20 protein-coding genes are annotated in these 19,524 nt (G+C 58.9%); 5 read left to right on the top strand and 15 right to left on the bottom strand.

The features are described from left to right. Window position 1 precedes the first annotated feature (1 nt). The 12 genes from SK54_RS05895 to SK54_RS05840 form a co-directional block, all read right to left on the bottom strand. On the bottom strand, window positions 2-772 hold the full coding sequence (locus SK54_RS05895) for an aspartate dehydrogenase (protein ID WP_015571821.1): 771 nt from the start codon (window positions 770-772) through the stop codon (window positions 2-4). A 9-nt stretch (window positions 773-781) separates the two neighbouring features. Continuing rightward, window positions 782-1,576: an SDR family oxidoreductase gene (locus SK54_RS05890; RefSeq protein WP_015571822.1), complete on the bottom strand. Its 795-nt coding sequence runs from the start codon at window positions 1,574-1,576 to the stop codon at window positions 782-784. Beyond that, entirely contained in the window at window positions 1,560-2,330 is a 771-nt protein-coding gene (locus SK54_RS05885) for an alpha/beta fold hydrolase (protein WP_047719208.1), read from the bottom strand. Before SK54_RS05885 ends, SK54_RS05890 begins: the two co-directional genes overlap by 17 nt. A gap of 10 nt (window positions 2,331-2,340) precedes the next feature. After that, window positions 2,341-2,871 (bottom strand): cupin domain-containing protein, encoded by a 531-nt coding sequence (locus tag SK54_RS05880; protein WP_015571824.1) that lies wholly within the window; start codon window positions 2,869-2,871, stop codon window positions 2,341-2,343. Between the two features lie 10 nt (window positions 2,872-2,881). After that, on the bottom strand, window positions 2,882-4,138 hold the full coding sequence (locus SK54_RS05875) for an MFS transporter (RefSeq protein WP_015571825.1): 1,257 nt from the start codon (window positions 4,136-4,138) through the stop codon (window positions 2,882-2,884). A 25-nt stretch (window positions 4,139-4,163) separates the two neighbouring features. Next, the gene (locus tag SK54_RS05870) at window positions 4,164-5,351 is read right to left on the bottom strand and encodes an NAD(P)/FAD-dependent oxidoreductase (protein WP_015571826.1); all 1,188 of its coding nucleotides are present in this window, start codon (window positions 5,349-5,351) and stop codon (window positions 4,164-4,166) included. Beyond that, window positions 5,348-6,274, bottom strand: a complete 927-nt coding sequence (locus SK54_RS05865) for a VOC family protein (RefSeq protein ID WP_015571827.1) — start codon at window positions 6,272-6,274, stop codon at window positions 5,348-5,350. The genes SK54_RS05870 and SK54_RS05865 overlap by 4 nt, the downstream gene beginning before the upstream one ends. A 78-nt stretch (window positions 6,275-6,352) precedes the next feature. After that, window positions 6,353-7,141 carry an IclR family transcriptional regulator gene (locus SK54_RS05860; RefSeq protein WP_048247935.1) on the bottom strand — a complete coding sequence of 263 codons (789 nt, stop codon included), beginning with the start codon at window positions 7,139-7,141 and terminating at the stop codon, window positions 6,353-6,355. Between the two features lie 12 nt (window positions 7,142-7,153). Next, a complete protein-coding gene (locus SK54_RS05855; protein WP_017382918.1) occupies window positions 7,154-7,903 on the bottom strand; it encodes an SDR family oxidoreductase in 750 nt (249 codons plus the stop codon). Next, window positions 7,903-8,925, bottom strand: a complete 1,023-nt coding sequence (locus SK54_RS05850; protein ID WP_017692695.1) for an aromatic ring-hydroxylating oxygenase subunit alpha — start codon at window positions 8,923-8,925, stop codon at window positions 7,903-7,905. Before SK54_RS05850 ends, SK54_RS05855 begins: the two co-directional genes overlap by 1 nt. Before the next feature lie 10 nt (window positions 8,926-8,935). Next, entirely contained in the window at window positions 8,936-9,244 is a 309-nt protein-coding gene (locus tag SK54_RS05845; protein ID WP_017382919.1) for a recombinase-like helix-turn-helix domain-containing protein, read from the bottom strand. Then, the gene (locus SK54_RS05840) at window positions 9,241-9,564 is read right to left on the bottom strand and encodes a Rieske (2Fe-2S) protein (protein WP_003860044.1); all 324 of its coding nucleotides are present in this window, start codon (window positions 9,562-9,564) and stop codon (window positions 9,241-9,243) included. The genes SK54_RS05845 and SK54_RS05840 overlap by 4 nt, the downstream gene beginning before the upstream one ends. Window positions 9,565-9,979: 415 nt before the next feature. On the opposite strand from SK54_RS05840, the gene SK54_RS05835 reads away from it, so the two are divergent. Further along, window positions 9,980-11,191 carry an MFS transporter gene (locus SK54_RS05835; protein WP_026094259.1) on the top strand — a complete coding sequence of 404 codons (1,212 nt, stop codon included), beginning with the start codon at window positions 9,980-9,982 and terminating at the stop codon, window positions 11,189-11,191. Window positions 11,192-11,194: 3 nt separating this feature from the next. Here SK54_RS05835 and speB read toward each other — a convergent pair whose 3' ends face one another. The 3 genes from speB to yqgB all read right to left on the bottom strand — a co-directional run bounded on the left by speB (window position 11,195) and on the right by yqgB (window position 14,518). Further along, window positions 11,195-12,115 (bottom strand): agmatinase, encoded by a 921-nt coding sequence (gene speB, locus SK54_RS05830; RefSeq protein ID WP_003860040.1) that lies wholly within the window; start codon window positions 12,113-12,115, stop codon window positions 11,195-11,197. Between the two features lie 286 nt (window positions 12,116-12,401). Next, the gene (gene speA / locus SK54_RS05825; protein ID WP_017382922.1) at window positions 12,402-14,378 is read right to left on the bottom strand and encodes a biosynthetic arginine decarboxylase; all 1,977 of its coding nucleotides are present in this window, start codon (window positions 14,376-14,378) and stop codon (window positions 12,402-12,404) included. Window positions 14,379-14,386: 8 nt separating this feature from the next. Further along, the gene (gene yqgB / locus SK54_RS21760; protein WP_057979949.1) at window positions 14,387-14,518 is read right to left on the bottom strand and encodes an acid stress response protein YqgB; all 132 of its coding nucleotides are present in this window, start codon (window positions 14,516-14,518) and stop codon (window positions 14,387-14,389) included. Between the two features lie 660 nt (window positions 14,519-15,178). Here yqgB and metK point away from each other — a divergent pair. The 4 genes from metK (at window position 15,179) to endA (ending at window position 19,505) form a co-directional block, all read left to right on the top strand. Beyond that, on the top strand, window positions 15,179-16,333 hold the full coding sequence (gene metK / locus SK54_RS05815; RefSeq protein WP_003860037.1) for a methionine adenosyltransferase: 1,155 nt from the start codon (window positions 15,179-15,181) through the stop codon (window positions 16,331-16,333). 416 nt (window positions 16,334-16,749) lie between these two features. After that, window positions 16,750-18,147 carry a galactose/proton symporter gene (gene galP / locus SK54_RS05810; protein ID WP_015571832.1) on the top strand — a complete coding sequence of 466 codons (1,398 nt, stop codon included), beginning with the start codon at window positions 16,750-16,752 and terminating at the stop codon, window positions 18,145-18,147. A gap of 58 nt (window positions 18,148-18,205) precedes the next feature. Continuing rightward, on the top strand, window positions 18,206-18,703 hold the full coding sequence (locus SK54_RS05805) for a SprT family zinc-dependent metalloprotease (protein WP_015571833.1): 498 nt from the start codon (window positions 18,206-18,208) through the stop codon (window positions 18,701-18,703). A gap of 94 nt (window positions 18,704-18,797) precedes the next feature. Continuing rightward, window positions 18,798-19,505, top strand: coding sequence for a deoxyribonuclease I (gene endA / locus SK54_RS05800; RefSeq protein WP_003860034.1), 708 nt, complete (start codon window positions 18,798-18,800; stop codon window positions 19,503-19,505). The last annotated feature ends 19 nt before the right edge of the window (window positions 19,506-19,524 follow it).

Genomic DNA, 19,524 nt, shown 5'->3' with positions numbered 1-19,524 from the left:
CTCAGCTCAGGGCCAGCTCGCGGCAGGCGCGCACCGCGCTCAGTGCCGCCAGGGTGGAGGTTTTAGGATTAGAAGCCAGCGGCAGTCCGCTCAGCTCCAGATGAAACTCGCCGAACAATCCTTCCACGTGGAGCGTGTGGGTGTTACGTTTCGTTGCCGGGTCAACCATCAGCTGCACGCGGGTGTCGTCCATCCCGACGCCGCCGAGCGCCACGGTCGCCGCCACGTTGGCGTTCGCCGGGAACAGGCGCGCCGCCTCGCGGGCGCTGCCCTCGAAGAAAACCTTTGCCTCTGACACCGCATTCAGATCGATAAGCTGCTCGGCATAGCTGCCGCGCCAGCTGGCCGGGCTTTTGCGCGACTGATAGGTAACGCGCTCAAGGCCGCCCTCTTTCGCCGCCGCCAGCCCGTCGATACCGGCCACCGCACCGGAAAGCAGGGTCAGTTTTCCGCCCGCAGCGAGCAGACGCTGCTCCAGCGCGCTGTCCGCCAGCGCGCCGGTGGAAATGACGGCCAGATGCCAGCCGCGACGCAGGATCTCTTCCCCGTACTGGGCCACCGCCTGCTGGCTGGCGCATTCCAGCACCAGATCCGGCGTTTGTGCGCACGCCATCGGCGACGTCAGCGCCTCGACCGCATTGCCAAACTGGTCGTGAATGGCGGCATGGTGAGACGCGCGCGCCACGATCCAGCCGATAGCCACGCCGGCGGGCAGGCGCTCAATCACCGCCTGCGCCATGGCGCCAAAACCAATCAACATTACCTTTTTCATGATGTGTCCTTACAGATGGCGGCAGAAGCCGCCGGAAACGTCCAGCGCCGCGCCGGTGGTAAACGAGGCCAGCGGCGAAGCGAGGAACAGCAGCGCCTGCGCGGGCTCCTGCGGCTTGCCGAGGCGCGCCATCGGAATGCCGCGCTTGCGCGCGATATCCGCCGTCCATTCCGGCCAGCTCTGGCTTTTGTCCGCCCGGTTTTCAAAGCGGCGCTGCCACTGGCCGGATTCCACCATGCCGAGCAGAATGGAATTGACGCGAATACCTTTGCCCACCAGCTCTTTCGACAGTGTCAGCGTCATGTTCAGCAGCGCGGCACGAGCGGCGGAGGTGGCGATCATGTGCTCCTCCGGCTGTAGCGCCAGCAGGGAGTTCACGCAGGTAACAGAGGCAATGTCGGACTGCTCCAGCAGAGGCTGAAACGCCTGCACCGGGTTAATCACCCCGAACAGTTTGAGTTCGGCTTCGTGCAGCCACGCCTCGCGCGGGGTGTCATGGAAGTGCGCCACGTAGCCCTGCCCGGCGTTGTTGATCAGCATATCCGCCGCGCCAAAACGCGCCTGCACCGCATCCGCGAAGGCCTGAACTTCGTCGGCGTTCAGCACGTCGCAGCGGTAAGCAAAAATCTCCCCGTGGGGAAATTCGTTTTGCAGCGTCGCATGGGCGCTGGCGAGCCGGTCCGGGTCACGGCCGCAGAAGGCGACTTTCGCCCCTTCACCCAGCAGCAGGCGCAGCGTTTCAAAGCCAATGCCGGAAGAACCGCCGGTAACGACCGCTACGCGCCCGTCAATTTGTGCATTCATCGCGCACCTCTTCGTTAATGCGTAAAAGCTGTTGGTTGAAAAACGCGTCGTTATCGAGATAGCTGGCGTGCCCGGCCTGCGGAATGGCGATAAACGGCATGCCGTAGCGCAGCGCCAGACCCTGAACAAGTTCCGGCTGGGTGATGGCATCCTGCTCGCCGCACCAGACTTCAAACGTGCCGGAGTAGCGTTTAAGCCAGCCGTGAATGTCGTCATGTGCCAGCATCCATGCGGCAGCGAGGTAGCCTTCCGGGCGCAGCGCCCGCATGCCCGCCGCGACGGTGGCGATATCTTCCGCGCGCGCGCCGGGGCGCAGCAGCTTCGCGGCGCGGGTCTGGGCGAGGATGTCGCCCCCCAGCGCCATCTGCTGCTCGCGGTTGCGCCAGACCTGCTCCCGCTGCTCCGGCGCGGCATTGCCGTACCCCTGCGCGGCGTCGGCCAGCACCAGATGGATGACGCGCTCAGGGAACTTCGCGGCAAAGGCGCTGGCCACCAGCGCCCCCAGGGAATGGCCGACCAGCACTGTCTGCCAGACACCGGCGCGATCCAGCATGGCCGCCAGCGCGTCGGCGTAATCCCCCGCGTTCGCCCGCGCTACGGCCAGCATCGGGCTTTCGCCGTAACCGGGCATGTCCCACGCCAGTACGCGAAAACCGTTCAGCGCCATCTGCTTGTGCCAGGAGGCGGCGCCGGAGCTGATCCCGTGCAGCAGCACCAGCGGTATGCCGCTTCCCTGTTCACGAAAACCCGTCATCATGCCCCCCTTAGTTCCGCTTCACTTTGGAAAGCGGATGGTCGGACGGATAGGTTGGGATTTCCGGCTTGTTGGTCCCCAGCATGACGCACATCAGCGCTTCTTCTTCGCCGTGGTTAAACAGCCCGCGATAGATACCCGGCGGAACGGAGATCAGATCACGCTCACGCAGCACGGTTTCGGTGTAGTTGTCGCCGTCCTGGATCATCAGCGTGATCTGCCCCTTGAGCATGAAGAACACCTCTTCCACGTCGTCGTGCAGGTGCAGCGGTCCTTCGCACTTCGACGGCAGCACCATGGTGGAGAAGGTAAAATGGTCCGCCTGCACGGTGTTGGTGTCGTTCGCGACGCCCGTTGCGCCGGTGCCGATGTAGCGCATCTGCGCCCGGCGGTATTTCGGGTCAAAATCGGCCTGGAACTTCAGCGCGTTCCAGTCGTATTTACGCCCTTCGAAGCGCGCGATGCGCGACTCGACCCACTCTTCCATCGTCAGGTGGTCAGGTTTGATGCCTGTTGTGTTGGTTACGGTTGAATCAGTCATGACACTCTCCTCAGTAACGTCTCAGCAGCGGCAGTAACAGGACGCAGCCCACCGCCGCCATCACCGCCAGAAAAATCAGCCCGGAATCCATGCTGTGGGTGAAGGCGATAAGCGCACCCATCACCGCCGGCGACAGCGCGCCCGCAAAGTTTCCCAGCCCGTTGAAGATACCGCCCGCCGTGGCGCTCACCCGGGGATGGGTGGCCTTCGCCAGCAGGGCGAAAATGTTGGGTGCGCCGGTGCCCCACATAAAGGTGCTGAAGCTCATCGCCGCGATGACGGCCAGCGGGGTATCAAGGTGCATCACCGCCGCCAGCCCGACGGCCGCCCCCGCCATGGAGATAAAGCATGCCGCCGCGCGCTTATCGACCCTGTCCGAGAGCCACGCGCCAATCACTTCCCCTGCCAGCATGGCGATGAACGGCATCGACGACAGCCAGCCCGCGTGCTCCAGATGAATGCCTTTGCCTTTGATCAGGTAGCCCGGCAGCCAGCCGTTGATGCCCCACAGATAGGTCAGGAAAGCGATGTTAAAGATGCAGATGATCCAGAAGTGCGGGCTGACGAACAGCTCACGCCGCGCCGCGCGCCGCTCGTCCCGGGACGCCTGCGAGGTGCCGGGTTTTGCCTCCAGGCGGATCCCGCGCAGACCAATGCGCACAAAGATAAGCACCGGCACGGTAAGCATGGCCATCACAAAGAAAGTGCTCTGCCAGCCAAAGGTGTTCAGCAGCCAGAGGGAAAGCGGGAAACCAATCGCCGCGCCCACCGGGGTCCCCAGCAGCCACAGCATGGTGGCGCGTGCCTGTAAATGCTGCGGGAAGTTGTGACGTACGATGGCGAAGGCCAGCGGGAACAGCGGTCCTTCCGCCACGCCCAGCAGAATACGCAGGACGATCATCAGCGTGTAGTTATGGGTAAAGCCCATCGCCACCATCAGCACGCACCACACCGCCATCATCCCGGTGAGCAGGCGCAGCGGCGCGATTTTGTCGCCTAAACCGCTTAAAAACACCGATGAGAAGCCATAGCTCAGCAGGAAAGCGCTCATCAAAATGCCGAGACGCGTGGTGTCGAAATCAATGCCCATCGCCTGCTGGAAATGGGTATCCGAAAAGAGCGCCGCGATGCTGATTTTGTCGAAAAACGCCAGCAGCACGCAGGCCAGCAGCGACAGCGGGATGGCCCAGCGCACCGCTTTTTCGGGCGTGCGGGTCCCCTCACCGCTCGCCTCAACCGGTGCGGTGTTAGTCTCGAGTGTGGTCATCTCTCCCCCTACGGGTGCGGGTTAGCTATCGCAGTGACATCAGTGAAAAGGTCGGGTCGGCGAGCGGCACGTCGGACAGATCCCGCCCCGCCGCCATCCAGCGCTTCGCCAGCTTGACGGTACGCGCATCGTCGAACGCCACCAGCTGCGTCAGCCTCCCGTTGTCGTCCAGCGAGAAGTACAGCGCCTCTTTACGCACGACCGTTCTGCTGCCTGGCTGCGGAATACCGAGGATCTGAATATTGTGCTGGTATTGATCCGACCACAGCCACGGCGCGTCGTCGTAGCCTGGCGCATCCGGGTTGAGCATCGCTTTCGCCGTCGCCACCGCCTGATTCTGGGCGAAGGCCCAGGACTGGATGCACAAGCCGTAGTGATGGTGCTGGGCGACATCTCCTGCGGCAAAGATGAATGGATCCGAGGTGCGTCCCTGGGCATCCACCACGATCCCGCGCCCGGTTTTCAGCCCCGCATCGCGCGCCAGCTCCAGATTGAGATCGACGCCGATCCCAACCACGACCGCATCAAAGGTTTCACGCTGGCCGTCGCAGTGGATGACCGGCAGGCCGCCGTCGTCCTCCAGCTCCAGCGCACCGCAGCCGGTACGGATCTCCACCCCCTGCTCGCGGTGGATGGCCTCCAGGCGCTGCGACACCTCGCCGCTCACCGAGCGCATGCACAGCGCGGGCTGCTGCTCGAACAGGGTGACCGCCACGCCGCTTTTCCGCGCCGAGGCAGCAATCTCCAGTCCGATCCAGCCGCCGCCGACGATCGCCAGTTTTTTACTTTCCGCCAGACGACTTTTCAGGCGCTGCGCGTCCTGCCAGTGGCGCAGGGTATAGACCTGCGGATGGCTGGCCCACGCCTGCGAAGGCAGGCGCGCCCGACCGCCGGTAGCGATTAAAAGGATGTTGTAACTAAGCCGCTCGCCGTTGCTAAGAACAACTTTTTTCTCATCGCGATCGACAGATTCAGCGCGCAGCGGCCGGTACCAGGCCAGGTTCAGCGCCTGCTGCACCTCGTCGGTAAACAGCCTTGGGAGCGCCGCGTTCGGCTCCAGCAAAGACGCTTTCGACAGCGGCGGGCGCTCGTAGAAATCCCATTCTTCTTCCGCTACCACGCAAATCTCGCCGTCGAAACCCTCATCGCGCAGGGTTTTCGCCGCCCAGCCGCCCGCCTGACCGCCGCCGATAATGACAATGCGCGATGTCATACCGCCTCCGGCTTTTTCTGCTGACGGCGCGTGTCGTGGTCAATCCCGCCTTCCACCGCCCACTCGGTAAAGGAGACCAGCGAATGCTCCAGCTCACGCGGCTGCCAGTTTTCCGTCAGATAATCATCGTTGGTGTAATACTCAAACGCCCCGCCGGTCGGGCTGTTGACGTACCAGAAGTACGCCGACGACACCGGATGACGGCCCGGCCCGATAAAGGTGCTCCAGTCATGTTTATTCATCGCGATACCGCCGCCGATCACCTCGTGGATGTCGCGCACGGTGAAGGCCACGTGGTTGAGGCCGCGCTTGCGGTTCGGCAGTTGCAGCAGGAACAGGTTGTGATGGCCGCCGCGCACGCCGCAGCGCAGGAACACGGCGCGGTTGATATAGCGGTCCGAGACCTGGAAGCCGAGCACCTCGCGGTAGAATTTCTCCACTGCCGCCAGCTCTTCCACGAAGAACACCACATGCCCCACGTTGATCGGCTGGGCGCGATCGTAAACCGGGCTGGGGGTGTCGATACGGCGGGCATCGCCCCACTGGTTAATCGGCTCGACGTTCAGCTCCACGTCAGTTTGCTGGGTCACCTGCACGCGCAGCGTCATGCCGTTCGGGTCCAGGCACTCCAGCGCGTCGCCCACTTCACGAAAACCTGGCTGTTGCGCCAGCTTCGGGCGCAGCGCGTCCAGATCAGACTGGCTGGCAACCGCCCAGGTCATGCGGCGCAGGGTGTTGCCCGCTTCAAACGCGGGCGGCAGGTCGGGGCTGTCGATCGGGTTAAGCTCCACGCGCGCGCCGCTCAGGGTGGTGAAACGCTGGCCGCTGGCATCGCCCGTCAGGCCAAAATCACGCATAAATTTGGCGCAGTGCGTCAGGTCTTCCACACCAAATTCCAGCTTTTCAATTCCGGTTACACTCATCGTTCGTTGCCTCATCTGGCCCAGATTGGGCGTAAAACATGCCCGACGCAGTCAAGCGCCTGACGTTAACTCACTGATTTAACTGGCCTGTGACAAATACCCTAAGAAGCCAGAAATTTTATCCGCCGCGAGGCGAACCTCGTTTTGCAGGCGCTCGCGGTCGCTCTGCGGGATCTCCTCCGACGGCACCAGAATGCTGACCACCGCCGCCACGCGGCCGCTTCGGTCATACACCGGGTAGACGATGGAAGAGATGCCGTGGCGGAAGAAGGATTCGCCGATGACATACCCGCGGGCTTTGTCCTGCTGCACCATCTGCCACAGGGCTTCACGGTCGTGAAGCTGCCCCGGCGTGTTGCCCGGCAGACGCTCATGCGGGAACAGCTGTTCGAAATCAGCGCGGGAAATATCGGTCAACAGCATGCGGCCCAGCGAGGTGCAGTGCACCGGCAGGCGGGTACCAATGCTGACCTGGTTGATGCGCGACCCGGCGGCGCTGACGCGGGCGATGTAGATAATGTCGCGCCCGTCGCGGATCGCCAGATGGCTACTGCACTGGCTCACGTCGCGCAGTTGCTCGATCACCGGCTGGCCGACCTGCGCCACGTCCAACGAGGCGATGTACTCAAAGCCAAGACGCAGCACGTTCATGCCCAGCGAAAAGGTATTGGTGCGCGTGTTACGCTCCAGAAATCCCATGTACTCCAGCGTCTGTACCACGCGATAGGCGGTGGCCTTCGGCATATCCACCAGCCGGTGCAGTTCGGCAAAGGTCAGATCGCTATGCTGCTCACCAAAGGCCAACAGCAGCTGTAAACCGCGCTCCAGCCCCGGCACCAGATACTTCACTTCCTGATCGTTTGCCATCATCGCCCTACCTTAGTTAAAGACAAAACCGCCGTTGACCGGGATCAGCTGTCCGGTGATAAACCTCGACAGATCGCTAAGCAGCCAGACCACGCTGCCGGTGACATCTTCCGGCTGCTGCGCGCCGGTTAACGCGCGTCCGTTTTCGTAGAGCTGATGCCGTTCGGCGGGGACATATTCCGTCGCCTCGACGCGGGTTAGCCCCGGTGCGATGGCGTTGATCCGGATACGTTTTTCCCCCAGTTCGCGCGCCATTGAACGGGTCATGGCAATCACGGCCCCCTTGCTGGCAACGTAGGCCATCAGGCGCGGCGCGCCCCACAGCGCGGTGTCGGACGCCACGTTCACAATGCCTGCCCCTTCGCGCAGCAGCGGCACGGCGGCGCGCGTCACCAGCCAGGTGCCTTTGACGTTGACGCTCATCACCCGATCCCAGAGATCCGGATCGTAATCAAGCATGTTTTTGCCGCCCACGCCCGTCGCCATCGCCGCGTTGTTCACCAGGCCGTCAATCTGCCCTTGCTCGCCAATGGCGCTGAACACCTGGTCGATAGAGTGCTGATCGGCCAGATCGATAACGTGCGATTCGATCGCATAGCCCTGCTCGCGCAGCCGGTGGGCACTCTCGGCCAGCTCGCCTTTGAGGATGTCGCACATCACCACCGCCGCGCCCTGCTCCGCGCAGGCCTGGGCAAAGTGGTAGCCCAGCCCGCGCGCGGCGCCGGTCACCACGATGCGCTTGCCGCTCAGCAGCCCATTCATCAGGCGGCTCCCTGCTGTGCTTCACGCATCGCCAACTGCTCTTTGGCGGCCTTTTGCATCATGCGGCGCAGGCGCGAGAGGCCAACGTCATGCTGATACAGGTATTCATGATCGCGCGCGTTTGGCGCCAGGCTCTCCAGCACCACGCGGTCCTGCTCCAGCACTTCCCAGTGCAGTTTTTCCAGACGGTTGCGGTACATGAAGCGCCACATATCGCGCTGCCAGCCCTGCACGCGGCGGATGCGCCAGAAGAAGACGCGGCAGTTGTCGTTATCTTCCGGCACCACCATGCCGACGATAAAGAAGTGGCCGCCCGGTCCGAAGCGCTTCTTGTACGGAATGGAGAGGCGCATCCAGCAGGTGCCGCTGTTGCCCAGCTCCACCCAGTCAAAATTGACGCCGCTCTGCCCTTTCTTCTCGAAAATAAAACCGGTTTTGGTCGGCTGGAGCACCATGTCGGCCTTGCGATCCCCTTCCGCCATCGAGTGCGACGAGGAGTGCAGATAGGTGCCGTGCATCGGGTCCATCACGTTTTCCAGCGCGTACTGGTAATTGCATTTCCACGCGGCGGTGCAGAGGAAGTTGCTGAAGTTTTCCGTGTCGGCGAGTTCATCCGGGAAGGTCAGTTCGTCCGGCTGCTGGTCCGCGGTGACGCCAAACCACAGGAAGATAGCGCCGTGCGCCTCCTGCACGTTATAGCTGCGCACGCACTGCTGGCCGACCAGCGGACATTTATCCACGGCGGGCACGTCTTTCACCTCGCCGTTGCCCGCCACCTCTACGCCGTGATACCAGCAGGCAATGCGGTCCCCGAGGTTCCAGCCCATCGACAGGCGCGCGCCGCGGTGCGGGCAGCGGTCCTCCAGCGCCTGCACCTGGCCATCTTTATTGCGCCAGACCACAATCTGCTCGCCCAGGCGGGTGATGCCCACCGGCGCAGACTGCACTTCCCAGCTCGCCAGCACCGGATACCAGAGGCCGCGCAGACCTTTATCCAGATAATGTTGTACGGTCGTCGTCATCACGTTGCCCTCAGTAGCCGTTAACCTGTAAGAATGCCTGGAAACTGGCGTCGCTCCACGGCTCGCCCTGCTGGTCGTGCATACGCACCGCGTTCAGCCCGCTTACCAGCTCCGGCAAGGTTTCAACGCCCTGCTCGAAGAGATCTTCCAGCGTCGCAATCAGCTTCACTTCCCAGCTTTCCGGCTCGCGGCTGCGGGTCTGCCAGATCAGGTTGGTGTAATCACCCGGCTTATGAATGGCGCCATTACCGCCCTCTGCCGGCGGGGTAAACTGGCGGCTTTCCGGCAACGCCGGGTTGTAGTTCAGGGTGTCGCTCATGCCACGGTCTCCTCGACGAAGGTAATCTGGATTTGATTTTCAAAGACCCGAACCGGGTAGCGGTTGAGGTTGCGACCACCGGGGCCGTGCAGGCACTGGCCAGTTTTGACGTCGAACACCGCCTCGTGCAGCGGGCATTCCACCTTGCCGTCTTCCACGAAGCCCTGACTCAGCAGGGCATAGGCGTGCGGGCATACGTCCTCCAGCGCGTAATATTCACCGTCGATCAGGTAAACGCCGATCTCTTTACCGTCGACGTTGCCGCTAAAAGGGAAATCTTCCTGTACTTGTTCTGCGTCACATACGCCTATCCAGCTCATCACGATCCTCCAGGCTTTTGTTTCATATATGAAACTCTGTTTCTTATTTAATACGGTCAATATAAAAGCGATGAATGTTTCGTCAAGCGACAATGTGACGAATTTGTTAATCGATCGGCAATTAATTAACTAAGTGTGCAAGGGATCACGAAAAAATGCAGCGATATGAAATTTTCATTATTGCAGCGTGAGAAATACGTTTTTTTAATGGTCTCTTATTTTCATTAAAAGATATTGACTTCTTTTCTTTTTACTCTCTAAAAATAAATGAACGTCACCTCTTTCGCGTTTCACCTGTGAAACGAAACTTTAATTTATCTTTAATAAACAAAGAGTTTCACAGGTGAACCATTTTAGCTCCGTGACAATCACATTGATGAAAAATATAAGTTACAAAAAACGTAAGGCGGACATGATGACGGCAAGATGGCAAGGCACGATAGCGCTTTTATTACTCATTATTATTTCCTACGTCGATCGGGTAAATATCTCGGTAATGATTTTAAACCCGGAATTTGCCGAACATTTTCAGTTAAATGAAAACAGAATGTTACAGGGCCTGCTCATGACCTGCTTTCTTCTGGGTTATGGGTTTTCCGCTTTATTATTAACGCCAGTTATTGAAAGCAAACTTCATTATCGGCAAGGATTATTAAGCAGCATTGCGATTTGGGCCGCGGTCTGCGCGGCTTCACCTTTGCTCGGCTCGCTGACGGGAATGCTCATCGCCCGCGTGATTCTGGGGATCGCGGAGGGACCGCTTTTTTCACTGAAAACGCGCTTTATCAGCGATAACTTTAGCGCGCAAGAGATCGGCAAACCCAACGCCGTGACCGCGCTGGGCGTCTCGCTCGGGCTGGCCGTGGGCTTTCCGCTGGTGACCTGGCTGATGTCGCATCTGGGCTGGGCCGGGTCGTTTTACGCCCTGGCGGTGATGAATCTGGTGTTGGGCGGCGGGCTCATCTGGCGTTTTCTGCCCGCGCCACACAGCCCGGTGAAGATGAAAAAACCGGGGTTTGTTCACACCTTCACGCTGGCCTGGCAGACGCCGCTGCTGGGCTGGATCCTGCTGGTTGAAATCGCCACGCTGAGCTATCTGTGGGGCAGCAGCGCGTGGCTGCCCGCATGGCTGCGTGACGAGCACCACTTCTCGCTGCACGCGACGGGCATGCTTGCGGCGGTCCCCTTCCTGCTGAGCCTGGGGTCAAAGTTTCTGGGCGGCGTGCTGCTCGACAAAATGCGGCCGGAACAGGCGCCGGTACTGTTTGTGGTGGGCGGTACGTTGACGGCACTCTCCGTGATCGCACTGATGCTCAGCCATCAACCCGCATGGCTGGCGCTCTTTATGCTTTCGGCTAACGTCTTCTGGGGGCTACAGGGAGCGGCTATTCCGGCGGTGATCCAGCATCACGCCGCGCGGGAAGCGGTGGGCAGCGCTTACGGCATAATCAATGGGATCGGCAATATCTGCGCGGCGTTTATTCCGCTGCTGATGGGGATGGTGATGAGATCGGTGGGGTCGGTCAGTTCAGGCTTTTCGGTGCTGGTCGTCTCGCAGGTTGTCACCCTGCTTGCCGGGGGAATGTTGCTGCTGCGCATGCGGCGCGCAGCAGCAATCAGCGCGTAAGGCTTATTCGCCTTTTTTCGCCGCCTGGATGTAGAGCATTTCCAGCGCCAGGGTCGCCGCGGCCAGCGCGGTGATCTCGGACTGGTCATAGGCCGGAGCTACTTCCACCACGTCCATCCCGACGATGTTCAGATCCTTCAGGCCGCGCACCAGCTTGATGGCGCGGTCTGATGTCAGGCCGCCGATCACCGGCGTACCGGTACCCGGTGCGAATGCCGGATCAAGGCAGTCGATGTCGAAGGTCAGGTAGACAGGCATATCGCCGACGATCTGCTTAACCTGAGACAGAATATCGTCCACGCCGCGATCGTTCACCTGGCCCGCGTCGAGTACGGTGAAGCCGTTGTCTTTGTCGAACTCGGTGCGGATGCCGATCTGCACGGAGTGGTTTGGATCGATCAGGCCTTCTTTCGGCGCGGTATAGAACATGGTGCCGTGGTCGAATTCACAGCCGTTCGCGTAGGTGTCGGTGTGCGCATCGAAGTGCACCAGCGCCATTTTGCCGAAGTGCTTCGCGTGGGCGCGCAGCAGCGGCAGGGTCACGAAGTGGTCACCGCCGAAGGAGAGCATGCGTTTACCGGCCGCCAGCAGCTTCTCGGCGTGCGCCTGCAATTTTTCGCTCATTTCACGCGCGTCACCGAAGGCGTACACCAGATCGCCGCAGTCCACCACGTTCAGGCGCTCGCGCATGTCGAAGTTCCACGGGAAGCGGTTGTGCTCCCAGGCCAGGTTGGTGGAAACCTGACGGATCGCCGCCGGGCCATGACGTCCACCCGCGCGACCGGACGTTGCCATGTCGAACGGTACGCCGGTGATCACCCAGTCCGCATCGCTGTCGTACGGCTGGAAGTTCATCGGAAGGCGTAAAAAACCAAACGCGTTAGATACCAGAGAGTTATCGTACTGATGACCTAAAGTGCTCATGTCCTGACCTCTTATAAAGTCGATACATTAAAAACAGATGAAAAAAAATCCCCTCCGCGTCGTTAAACCCGACGAGGAAGGGATTGATTCGTAAATCGCATATTGGGGCGAATTATCGCCGTTAATCCATATGGGTTCAAGTGAGTATAGCATTCTGCCGGATGGCGGCTTCGCCTTCTCCGGCCTACATTCGTAGGCCCGGTAAGCGCAGCGCCACCGGGCATCGGCGGCACAGCGGCCTGATGCCCTCACCCCGCCCCTCTCCCACAGGGAGAGGGGGGTTTTCTTACTCGTCTTCCAGATACGTATACCCGTACAGACCCGCTTCAAACTCTTCCAGGAACTGCTGCTGCAAGGCATCGTCCAGACCGGTGTTTTTCACCTGATCGCGGAACTGGGTGAGCAGTTTTTTCGGATCCAGCTGAACGTATTCGAGCATGTCCGCCACGGTGTCCCCTTCGTCGGACAGCTCAACCTCCACGCTGCCGTCAGGGAAGACAAACACGTCAACCGCTTCGGTATCACCGAACAGGTTGTGCATGTTACCGAGGATCTCCTGATACGCCCCCACCATAAAGAAGCCCAGCATTGGCGGGTTCTCCGGATCGTACTCCGGCATTGGCATCGTCGTTGCGATACCGTCGCCATCGACGTAGTGGTCAATTGCGCCATCGGAGTCACAGGTGATGTCCAGCAGCACGGCGCGGCGTTCCGGGGCGTGGTTCAGCCCTTCCAGCGGCAGAACCGGGAACAGCTGGTCGATACCCCAGGCATCCGGCATCGACTGGAACAGGGAGAAGTTGACGTACATTTTGTCCGCCATACGCTCCTGCAACTCGTCGATAATTGGACGGTGCGCGCGGTTGCTCGGATCGAGCTGTTTCTGCACTTCGTGGCACATATTCAGATAGAGCTGCTCCGCCCACGCGCGCTCTTGCAGGCTGAAGGTGCCTGACGAGTAGCCGACGTGAATATCGTGCAGGTCCATCTGGCTGTCGTGCAGCCATTCGCGCAGGGAACGACGCGTGCCCGGCTCGTGCATCTCCTGCCAGGTTTCCCACATGCTTTGCAGGGAACGTGGGGCATCGTCTGCCGGAGGCGTGGCTTCGGTGATTTCGCTACGCTCAACGCCAATGATGTTAGAGACCAGCACCGTATGGTGCGCGGTGACCGCGCGGCCGGATTCGGTGATCACCGTCGGGTGCGGCAGGCCGTGCTCTTCGCAGGCATCGCCAATCGCCCAGATGATGTTGTTGGCATATTCGTTCAGGCCATAGTTTACCGAGCAGTCAGACTGCGAGCGGGTCCCTTCGTAGTCCACGCCCAGGCCGCCGCCCACGTCAAAGCACTGAATATTCACGCCGAGCTTATGCAGCTCAACGTAGAAACGCGCGGATTCACGCACCCCAGTGGCGATGTCGCGAATATTGGCCATCTGCGAACCGAGGTGGAAGTGCAGCAGCTGAATGCTGTCCAGACGACCGCGCTCGCGCAGAATTTCCACCAGCTGAAGCACCTGGTTCGCCGCGAGGCCGAACTTGGATTTTTCACCGCCGGAAGACTGCCATTTACCGGAACCCTGCGACGCCAGTCGCGCACGCACGCCAAGGCGTGGGATCACGTTCAGACGCTCGGCCTCTTCCAGCACGATCGCGATTTCGGTCATCTTCTCGATCACCAGATAGACCTTGTGGCCCATCTTCTCGCCAATCAGCGCCAGACGAATGTATTCGCGGTCTTTATAGCCGTTACAGACGATCACCGACCGGGTCATGCCCGCGTGCGCCAGAACCGCCATCAGCTCCGCTTTAGAGCCTGCTTCCAGGCCCAGCGGCTCGCCGGAGTGGATCAGGGACTCAATCACGCGACGGTGCTGATTGACCTTGATCGGGTAAACGAGGAAATAGTCGCCGTTATAACCATACGATTCCCGCGCGCGTTTGAACGCGGCATTAATAGAACGCAGGCGATGTTGCAGGATCTGCGGGAAGCAGAACAGTGCAGGCAAGCGCTGACCCTGCGCTTCACGGGTTTTCACCAGTTTAGCGAGATCCACGCGCGCTTCCGGGACGTCCGGATCCGGGCAGACACTGATGTGGCCCAGCTCGTTAACGTCGTAGTAGTTATTGCCCCACCAGGCAATATTGTAAGTGCGCAGCATCTTGCTGGCTTCCTGGGAGCTCATCGCAACCTCCTGCATAGAACGTAGTACACCCTGTTCGCCTGCTGACGAAGGCGAAAGCGAAGACATGTCGTCAGACATAGCGAACCTCAACTCTTTGTATTAAGTGTAAAACAGTTGACTACTATCGCAGCGTTATACGGCGATAACAACCCATTAACGGCTCCATTTCCCAGCAGAGTATGCTGAAATCCAGACCGTGCGACCGGTTTCTTATTCATATCATTGTAAAACACGTATCCGAACTCTGTATGACAAGGTTCGGCGAAACCACGAGAAAACTCCTGTATTAACAAGAGCGCCCTTGTTCAGTTTTCACAAAGCGTGACCGGCTCTGGAATCCTGAGAAGCACCGAGATGGGTATAACATCGGCAGGTGTTTAGACCAGAAGTGCGGGTGGGAATCAAATGCGCGCCAGAACGGCTGCGCTGAATGAGCGGAAAACGATGGTTCATTATCTCGTATCACCTCCACGGCCGCCTCTGCTGAAACGGACCACAAGCCAAAGCTAACAGTTCACTGCTTAACCCGGCTGGAAGTGGCGACACGATGTGTTCATCGAGCGCTTATTTTATATGAGCCGCGCGCCGCGTTTTATACCGAGAAGGTCGCTAAAAAGCAAAACAAAAATGCGCAGGTTGCCAGCGTCGTCAGGAAAAATTTCCAGCCGTGTTTTCAACGCAGTGAGAGGTGAGTCAAAAAAAACTGGAAATCGGGTGAAGAAGTGACCTAAAATAGACGTCCAGATGTTAATCCATCCATACCGATTAACACTCAGACTGCCAGTGTCAAAATCCTGTAGGCCTTGGTAGAATTATCTCCTATGGCTATTCCACACAGCAGCTTGAGCTAACCAAATTCCTCTTAGGTGAAATAAAACATGGCAAAACACCTGTTTACGTCCGAGTCCGTATCAGAAGGACATCCTGATAAAATTGCTGACCAAATCTCCGATGCGGTGCTGGATGCGATCCTGGCGCAGGATCCAAAGGCGCGCGTAGCGTGTGAAACCTATGTCAAAACCGGCATGGTTCTGGTTGGCGGTGAGATCACCACCAGCGCATGGGTTGATATCGAAGAGATCACCCGTAACACGGTGCGTGAGATTGGCTATGTACATTCTGATATGGGCTTTGATGCCAACTCCTGCGCCGTACTGAGCGCGATTGGCAAACAGTCTCCGGATATCAACCAGGGCGTTGACCGTGCCGATCCGCTGGAACAGGGCGCGGGTGACCAGGGCCTGATGTTCGGCTACGCAACCAACGAAACCGACGTGCTGATGCCAGCGCCGGTAACCTACGCCCATCGTCTGGTGCAGCGTCAGGCTGAAGTGCGTAAAAACGGCACCCTGCCGTGGCTGCGTCCGGATGCGAAAAGCCAGGTGACCTTCCAGTATGACGACGGGAAAATCGTTGGTATCGATGCAGTGGTTCTTTCCACGCAGCATGCTGAAGAGATTGACCAGAAATCCCTGCAAGAAGCGGTGATGGAAGAGATCATCAAGCCGGTTCTGCCAACTGAATGGCTGAGCTCTGCGACCAAATTCTTCATCAACCCAACCGGACGCTTTGTTATCGGCGGCCCAATGGGTGACTGCGGTCTGACCGGTCGTAAAATCATCGTAGATACCTACGGCGGCATGGCACGTCACGGCGGCGGCGCATTCTCCGGTAAAGATCCGTCTAAAGTTGACCGTTCTGCGGCGTACGCTGCACGTTATGTGGCGAAAAACATCGTTGCTGCCGGTCTGGCTGACCGCTGTGAGATCCAGGTTTCCTACGCTATCGGCGTGGCTGAGCCAACCTCCATCATGGTGGAAACCTTCGGTACTGAAAAAGTGCCTTCTGAACAGCTGACCCTGCTGGTGCGTGAGTTCTTCGACCTGCGTCCATACGGTCTGATTCAGATGCTGGATCTGCTGCACCCAATCTACCAGGAAACCGCAGCGTACGGTCACTTTGGCCGCGAACATTTCCCATGGGAAAAAACCGACAAAGCCGCCCTGCTGCGTGATGCTGCCGGTCTGAAGTAATCGACTGCCAGTAGCTTAAACAGGCCAGCCGTTGTGCTGGCCTTTTTTATGTCGGGTGGCGGCTATGCCTTACCCGACCTACGAGTAGTGAGTTTTTGTAGGCCGGGTAAGGCGCAGCCGCCACCCGGCAATGTTTGGAACCGTTTACACCTCACTCTCTATACCCCGCTTTCAGAATATTCTCTTTGCATGATCGCATTTCTTCTGCTGTTACATTCCCTTTCAGTTAAGTCTGAAATTTGTGCAAACGCGATGCACATCAATTAATTTACCTCTATATTTTCAAAGCTTTAATTATTTTTACGGTTACAAACTAGTGTAACCGATTACACCGCTGTGATTTGACTCACATATTTTTATGAGCCGCTCACCTACTCTTAATATCGTAAAAACTGATAACCCAACTGGAGGGCATAATGCCTGACAATAATAAACAGGGGCGTACGTCCAATAAGGCAATGACGTTCTTCGTCTGCTTCCTCGCCGCTCTGGCAGGATTACTCTTTGGCCTGGATATTGGCGTAATTGCCGGTGCATTACCTTTCATCACCGATGAGTTCCAGATTAGCGCACACACTCAGGAATGGGTGGTTAGCTCCATGATGTTCGGTGCCGCCGTCGGCGCGGTCGGCAGCGGCTGGCTCTCCTTTAAGCTCGGGCGTAAAAAGAGCCTGATGATCGGCGCGATCCTGTTCGTTGCCGGCTCACTGTTCTCTGCCGCTGCACCTAACGTTGAAGTGCTGATCATCTCCCGCGTGCTGCTCGGTCTGGCAGTGGGCGTGGCGTCTTATACTGCCCCGCTGTACCTGTCTGAAATCGCTCCGGAAAAAATCCGCGGCAGCATGATTTCCATGTATCAGCTGATGATCACCATCGGTATTCTGGGGGCTTATCTCTCGGATACCGCATTCAGCTACAGCGGCGCATGGCGCTGGATGCTGGGCGTAATCATCATTCCAGCCATCCTGCTGCTGATTGGCGTCTTCTTCCTGCCGGACAGTCCGCGCTGGTTCGCCGCCAAACGCCGCTTCCATGATGCCGAACGCGTGCTCTTACGCCTGCGTGATACCAGCGCCGAAGCCAAAAACGAGCTGGAAGAGATCCGCGAAAGCCTGAAGGTCAAACAGTCCGGCTGGGCGCTGTTCAAAGAGAACAGCAACTTCCGCCGTGCGGTGTTCCTCGGTGTGCTGTTACAGATCATGCAACAGTTCACCGGGATGAACGTCATCATGTATTACGCGCCGAAAATCTTCGAACTGGCGGGCTACACCAACACCACCGAACAGATGTGGGGCACCGTGATCGTCGGCCTGACCAACGTGCTGGCGACCTTTATCGCTATCGGTCTGGTGGACCGCTGGGGACGTAAGCCAACCCTGACGCTGGGCTTCCTGGTGATGGCCGTCGGGATGGGCGTGCTGGGTACCATGATGCACATGGGCATTCATTCCCCAACGGCACAGTACTTCGCCGTGGCGATGCTGCTGATGTTTATCATTGGGTTTGCGATGAGCGCCGGTCCGCTGATTTGGGTGCTGTGCTCTGAGATCCAGCCGCTGAAAGGGCGTGATTTTGGTATCACCTGTTCTACCGCAACCAACTGGATTGCCAACATGATCGTCGGCGCAACGTTCCTGACCATGCTCAATACCCTGGGTAACGCCAATACCTTCTGGGTCTACGCCGGTCTGAACCTGTTCTTTATCGTTCTCACTATCTGGCTGGTTCCTGAAACCAAACATGTTTCACTGGAACACATTGAACGTAACCTGATGAAAGGTCGTCCTCTGCGCGAAATCGGCGCACACGACTGATCCTCCTGCGGGAGGCGCCTCTTGCGCCTCCCCGCTTCCCGCTTTATGCTCTGCCCCTATGAAAGCTCCCCGTCTCCCCATCGCCATTCAGCAAGCCGTCATGCGCAGCCTGCGGGAAAAACTCGCCCAGGCCAACCTGAAGCTCGGCCGCAATTATCCTGAACCGAAGCTGGTCTATCAGCAGCGTGGCACCGCGGCAGGCACAGCCTGGCTGGAGTCGTATGAGATCCGCCTGAATCCGGTGCTGATGATGGAAAACCAGCAGGCGTTTATCGACGAAGTGGTGCCGCACGAGCTGGCCCACCTTCTGGTGTGGAAGCACTTTGGCCGCGTCGCACCGCACGGCAAAGAGTGGAAATGGATGATGGAGGCGGTGCTCGGGGTTCCGGCCCGCCGCACCCATCAGTTCGAGCTGGAATCGGTACGCCGCAATACCTTCCCCTACCGCTGCCAGTGTCAGCAGCACCAGCTTACCGTCCGCCGCCATAACCGCGTGGTGCGCGGCGAAGCGACCTATCGCTGCGTTAAATGCGGCGAACCGCTGGTTGCGGAATAATCACTCGAACTTTCAGGAACTTTCCTGATCTGACTGATTGCATACGGGAACAACATTCGTTACGTTGCGGGCTCGTTTTGACACGGAGTGTAAGATGTCCCGTAATGTTTCTCTCGCGGTCGCTTTTCTGGCGACAGCGCTATCCGGCCATGCTCTGGCCGACGGTATTCACAGTTTCTCTCAGGCAAAAACCGCAGGCGTAAAGATTAACGCCGACGTACCGGGTGATTTCTACTGCGGCTGTAAAATTAACTGGCAGGGTAAGAAAGGGGTCGTGGATCTGGGATCCTGCGGCTATAAGGTGCGCAAGAACGAGAACCGCGCCAGCCGAATCGAATGGGAACACGTTGTTCCGGCCTGGCAGTTTGGCCACCAGCGCCAGTGCTGGCAGGACGGTGGACGTAAAAATTGCGCAAAAGATCCGGTCTACCGCCAGATGGAAAGCGATATGCACAACCTGCAACCCGCCGTGGGTGAGGTCAATGGCGACCGCGGAAACTTCATGTACAGCCAGTGGAACGGTGGCGAAGGCCAGTACGGTCAGTGCGCCATGAAGGTCGATTTCAAAGAGAAAGTCGCCGAACCGCCTGCCCGCGCACGCGGCAGCATCGCCCGCACTTACTTCTATATGCGCGACCGCTACGATCTCAATCTTTCCCGCCAGCAGACGCAGCTCTTCAATGCCTGGGACAAGCTCTACCCGGTGACGGACTGGGAATGCCAGCGCGACGAACGTATCGCCAAAGTCCAGGGGAATCACAACCCTTACGTCCAGCGGGCTTGCCAGGCGCAAAAGAGCTAACCTACACTACGGCAATTCG

It is taken from the genome of Enterobacter sp. MGH120 (genome assembly GCF_001037725.1).
Taxonomy (GTDB): domain Bacteria; phylum Pseudomonadota; class Gammaproteobacteria; order Enterobacterales; family Enterobacteriaceae; genus Enterobacter; species Enterobacter hormaechei_C.
This window is presented reverse-complemented; position numbering and strand designations above follow the sequence as displayed.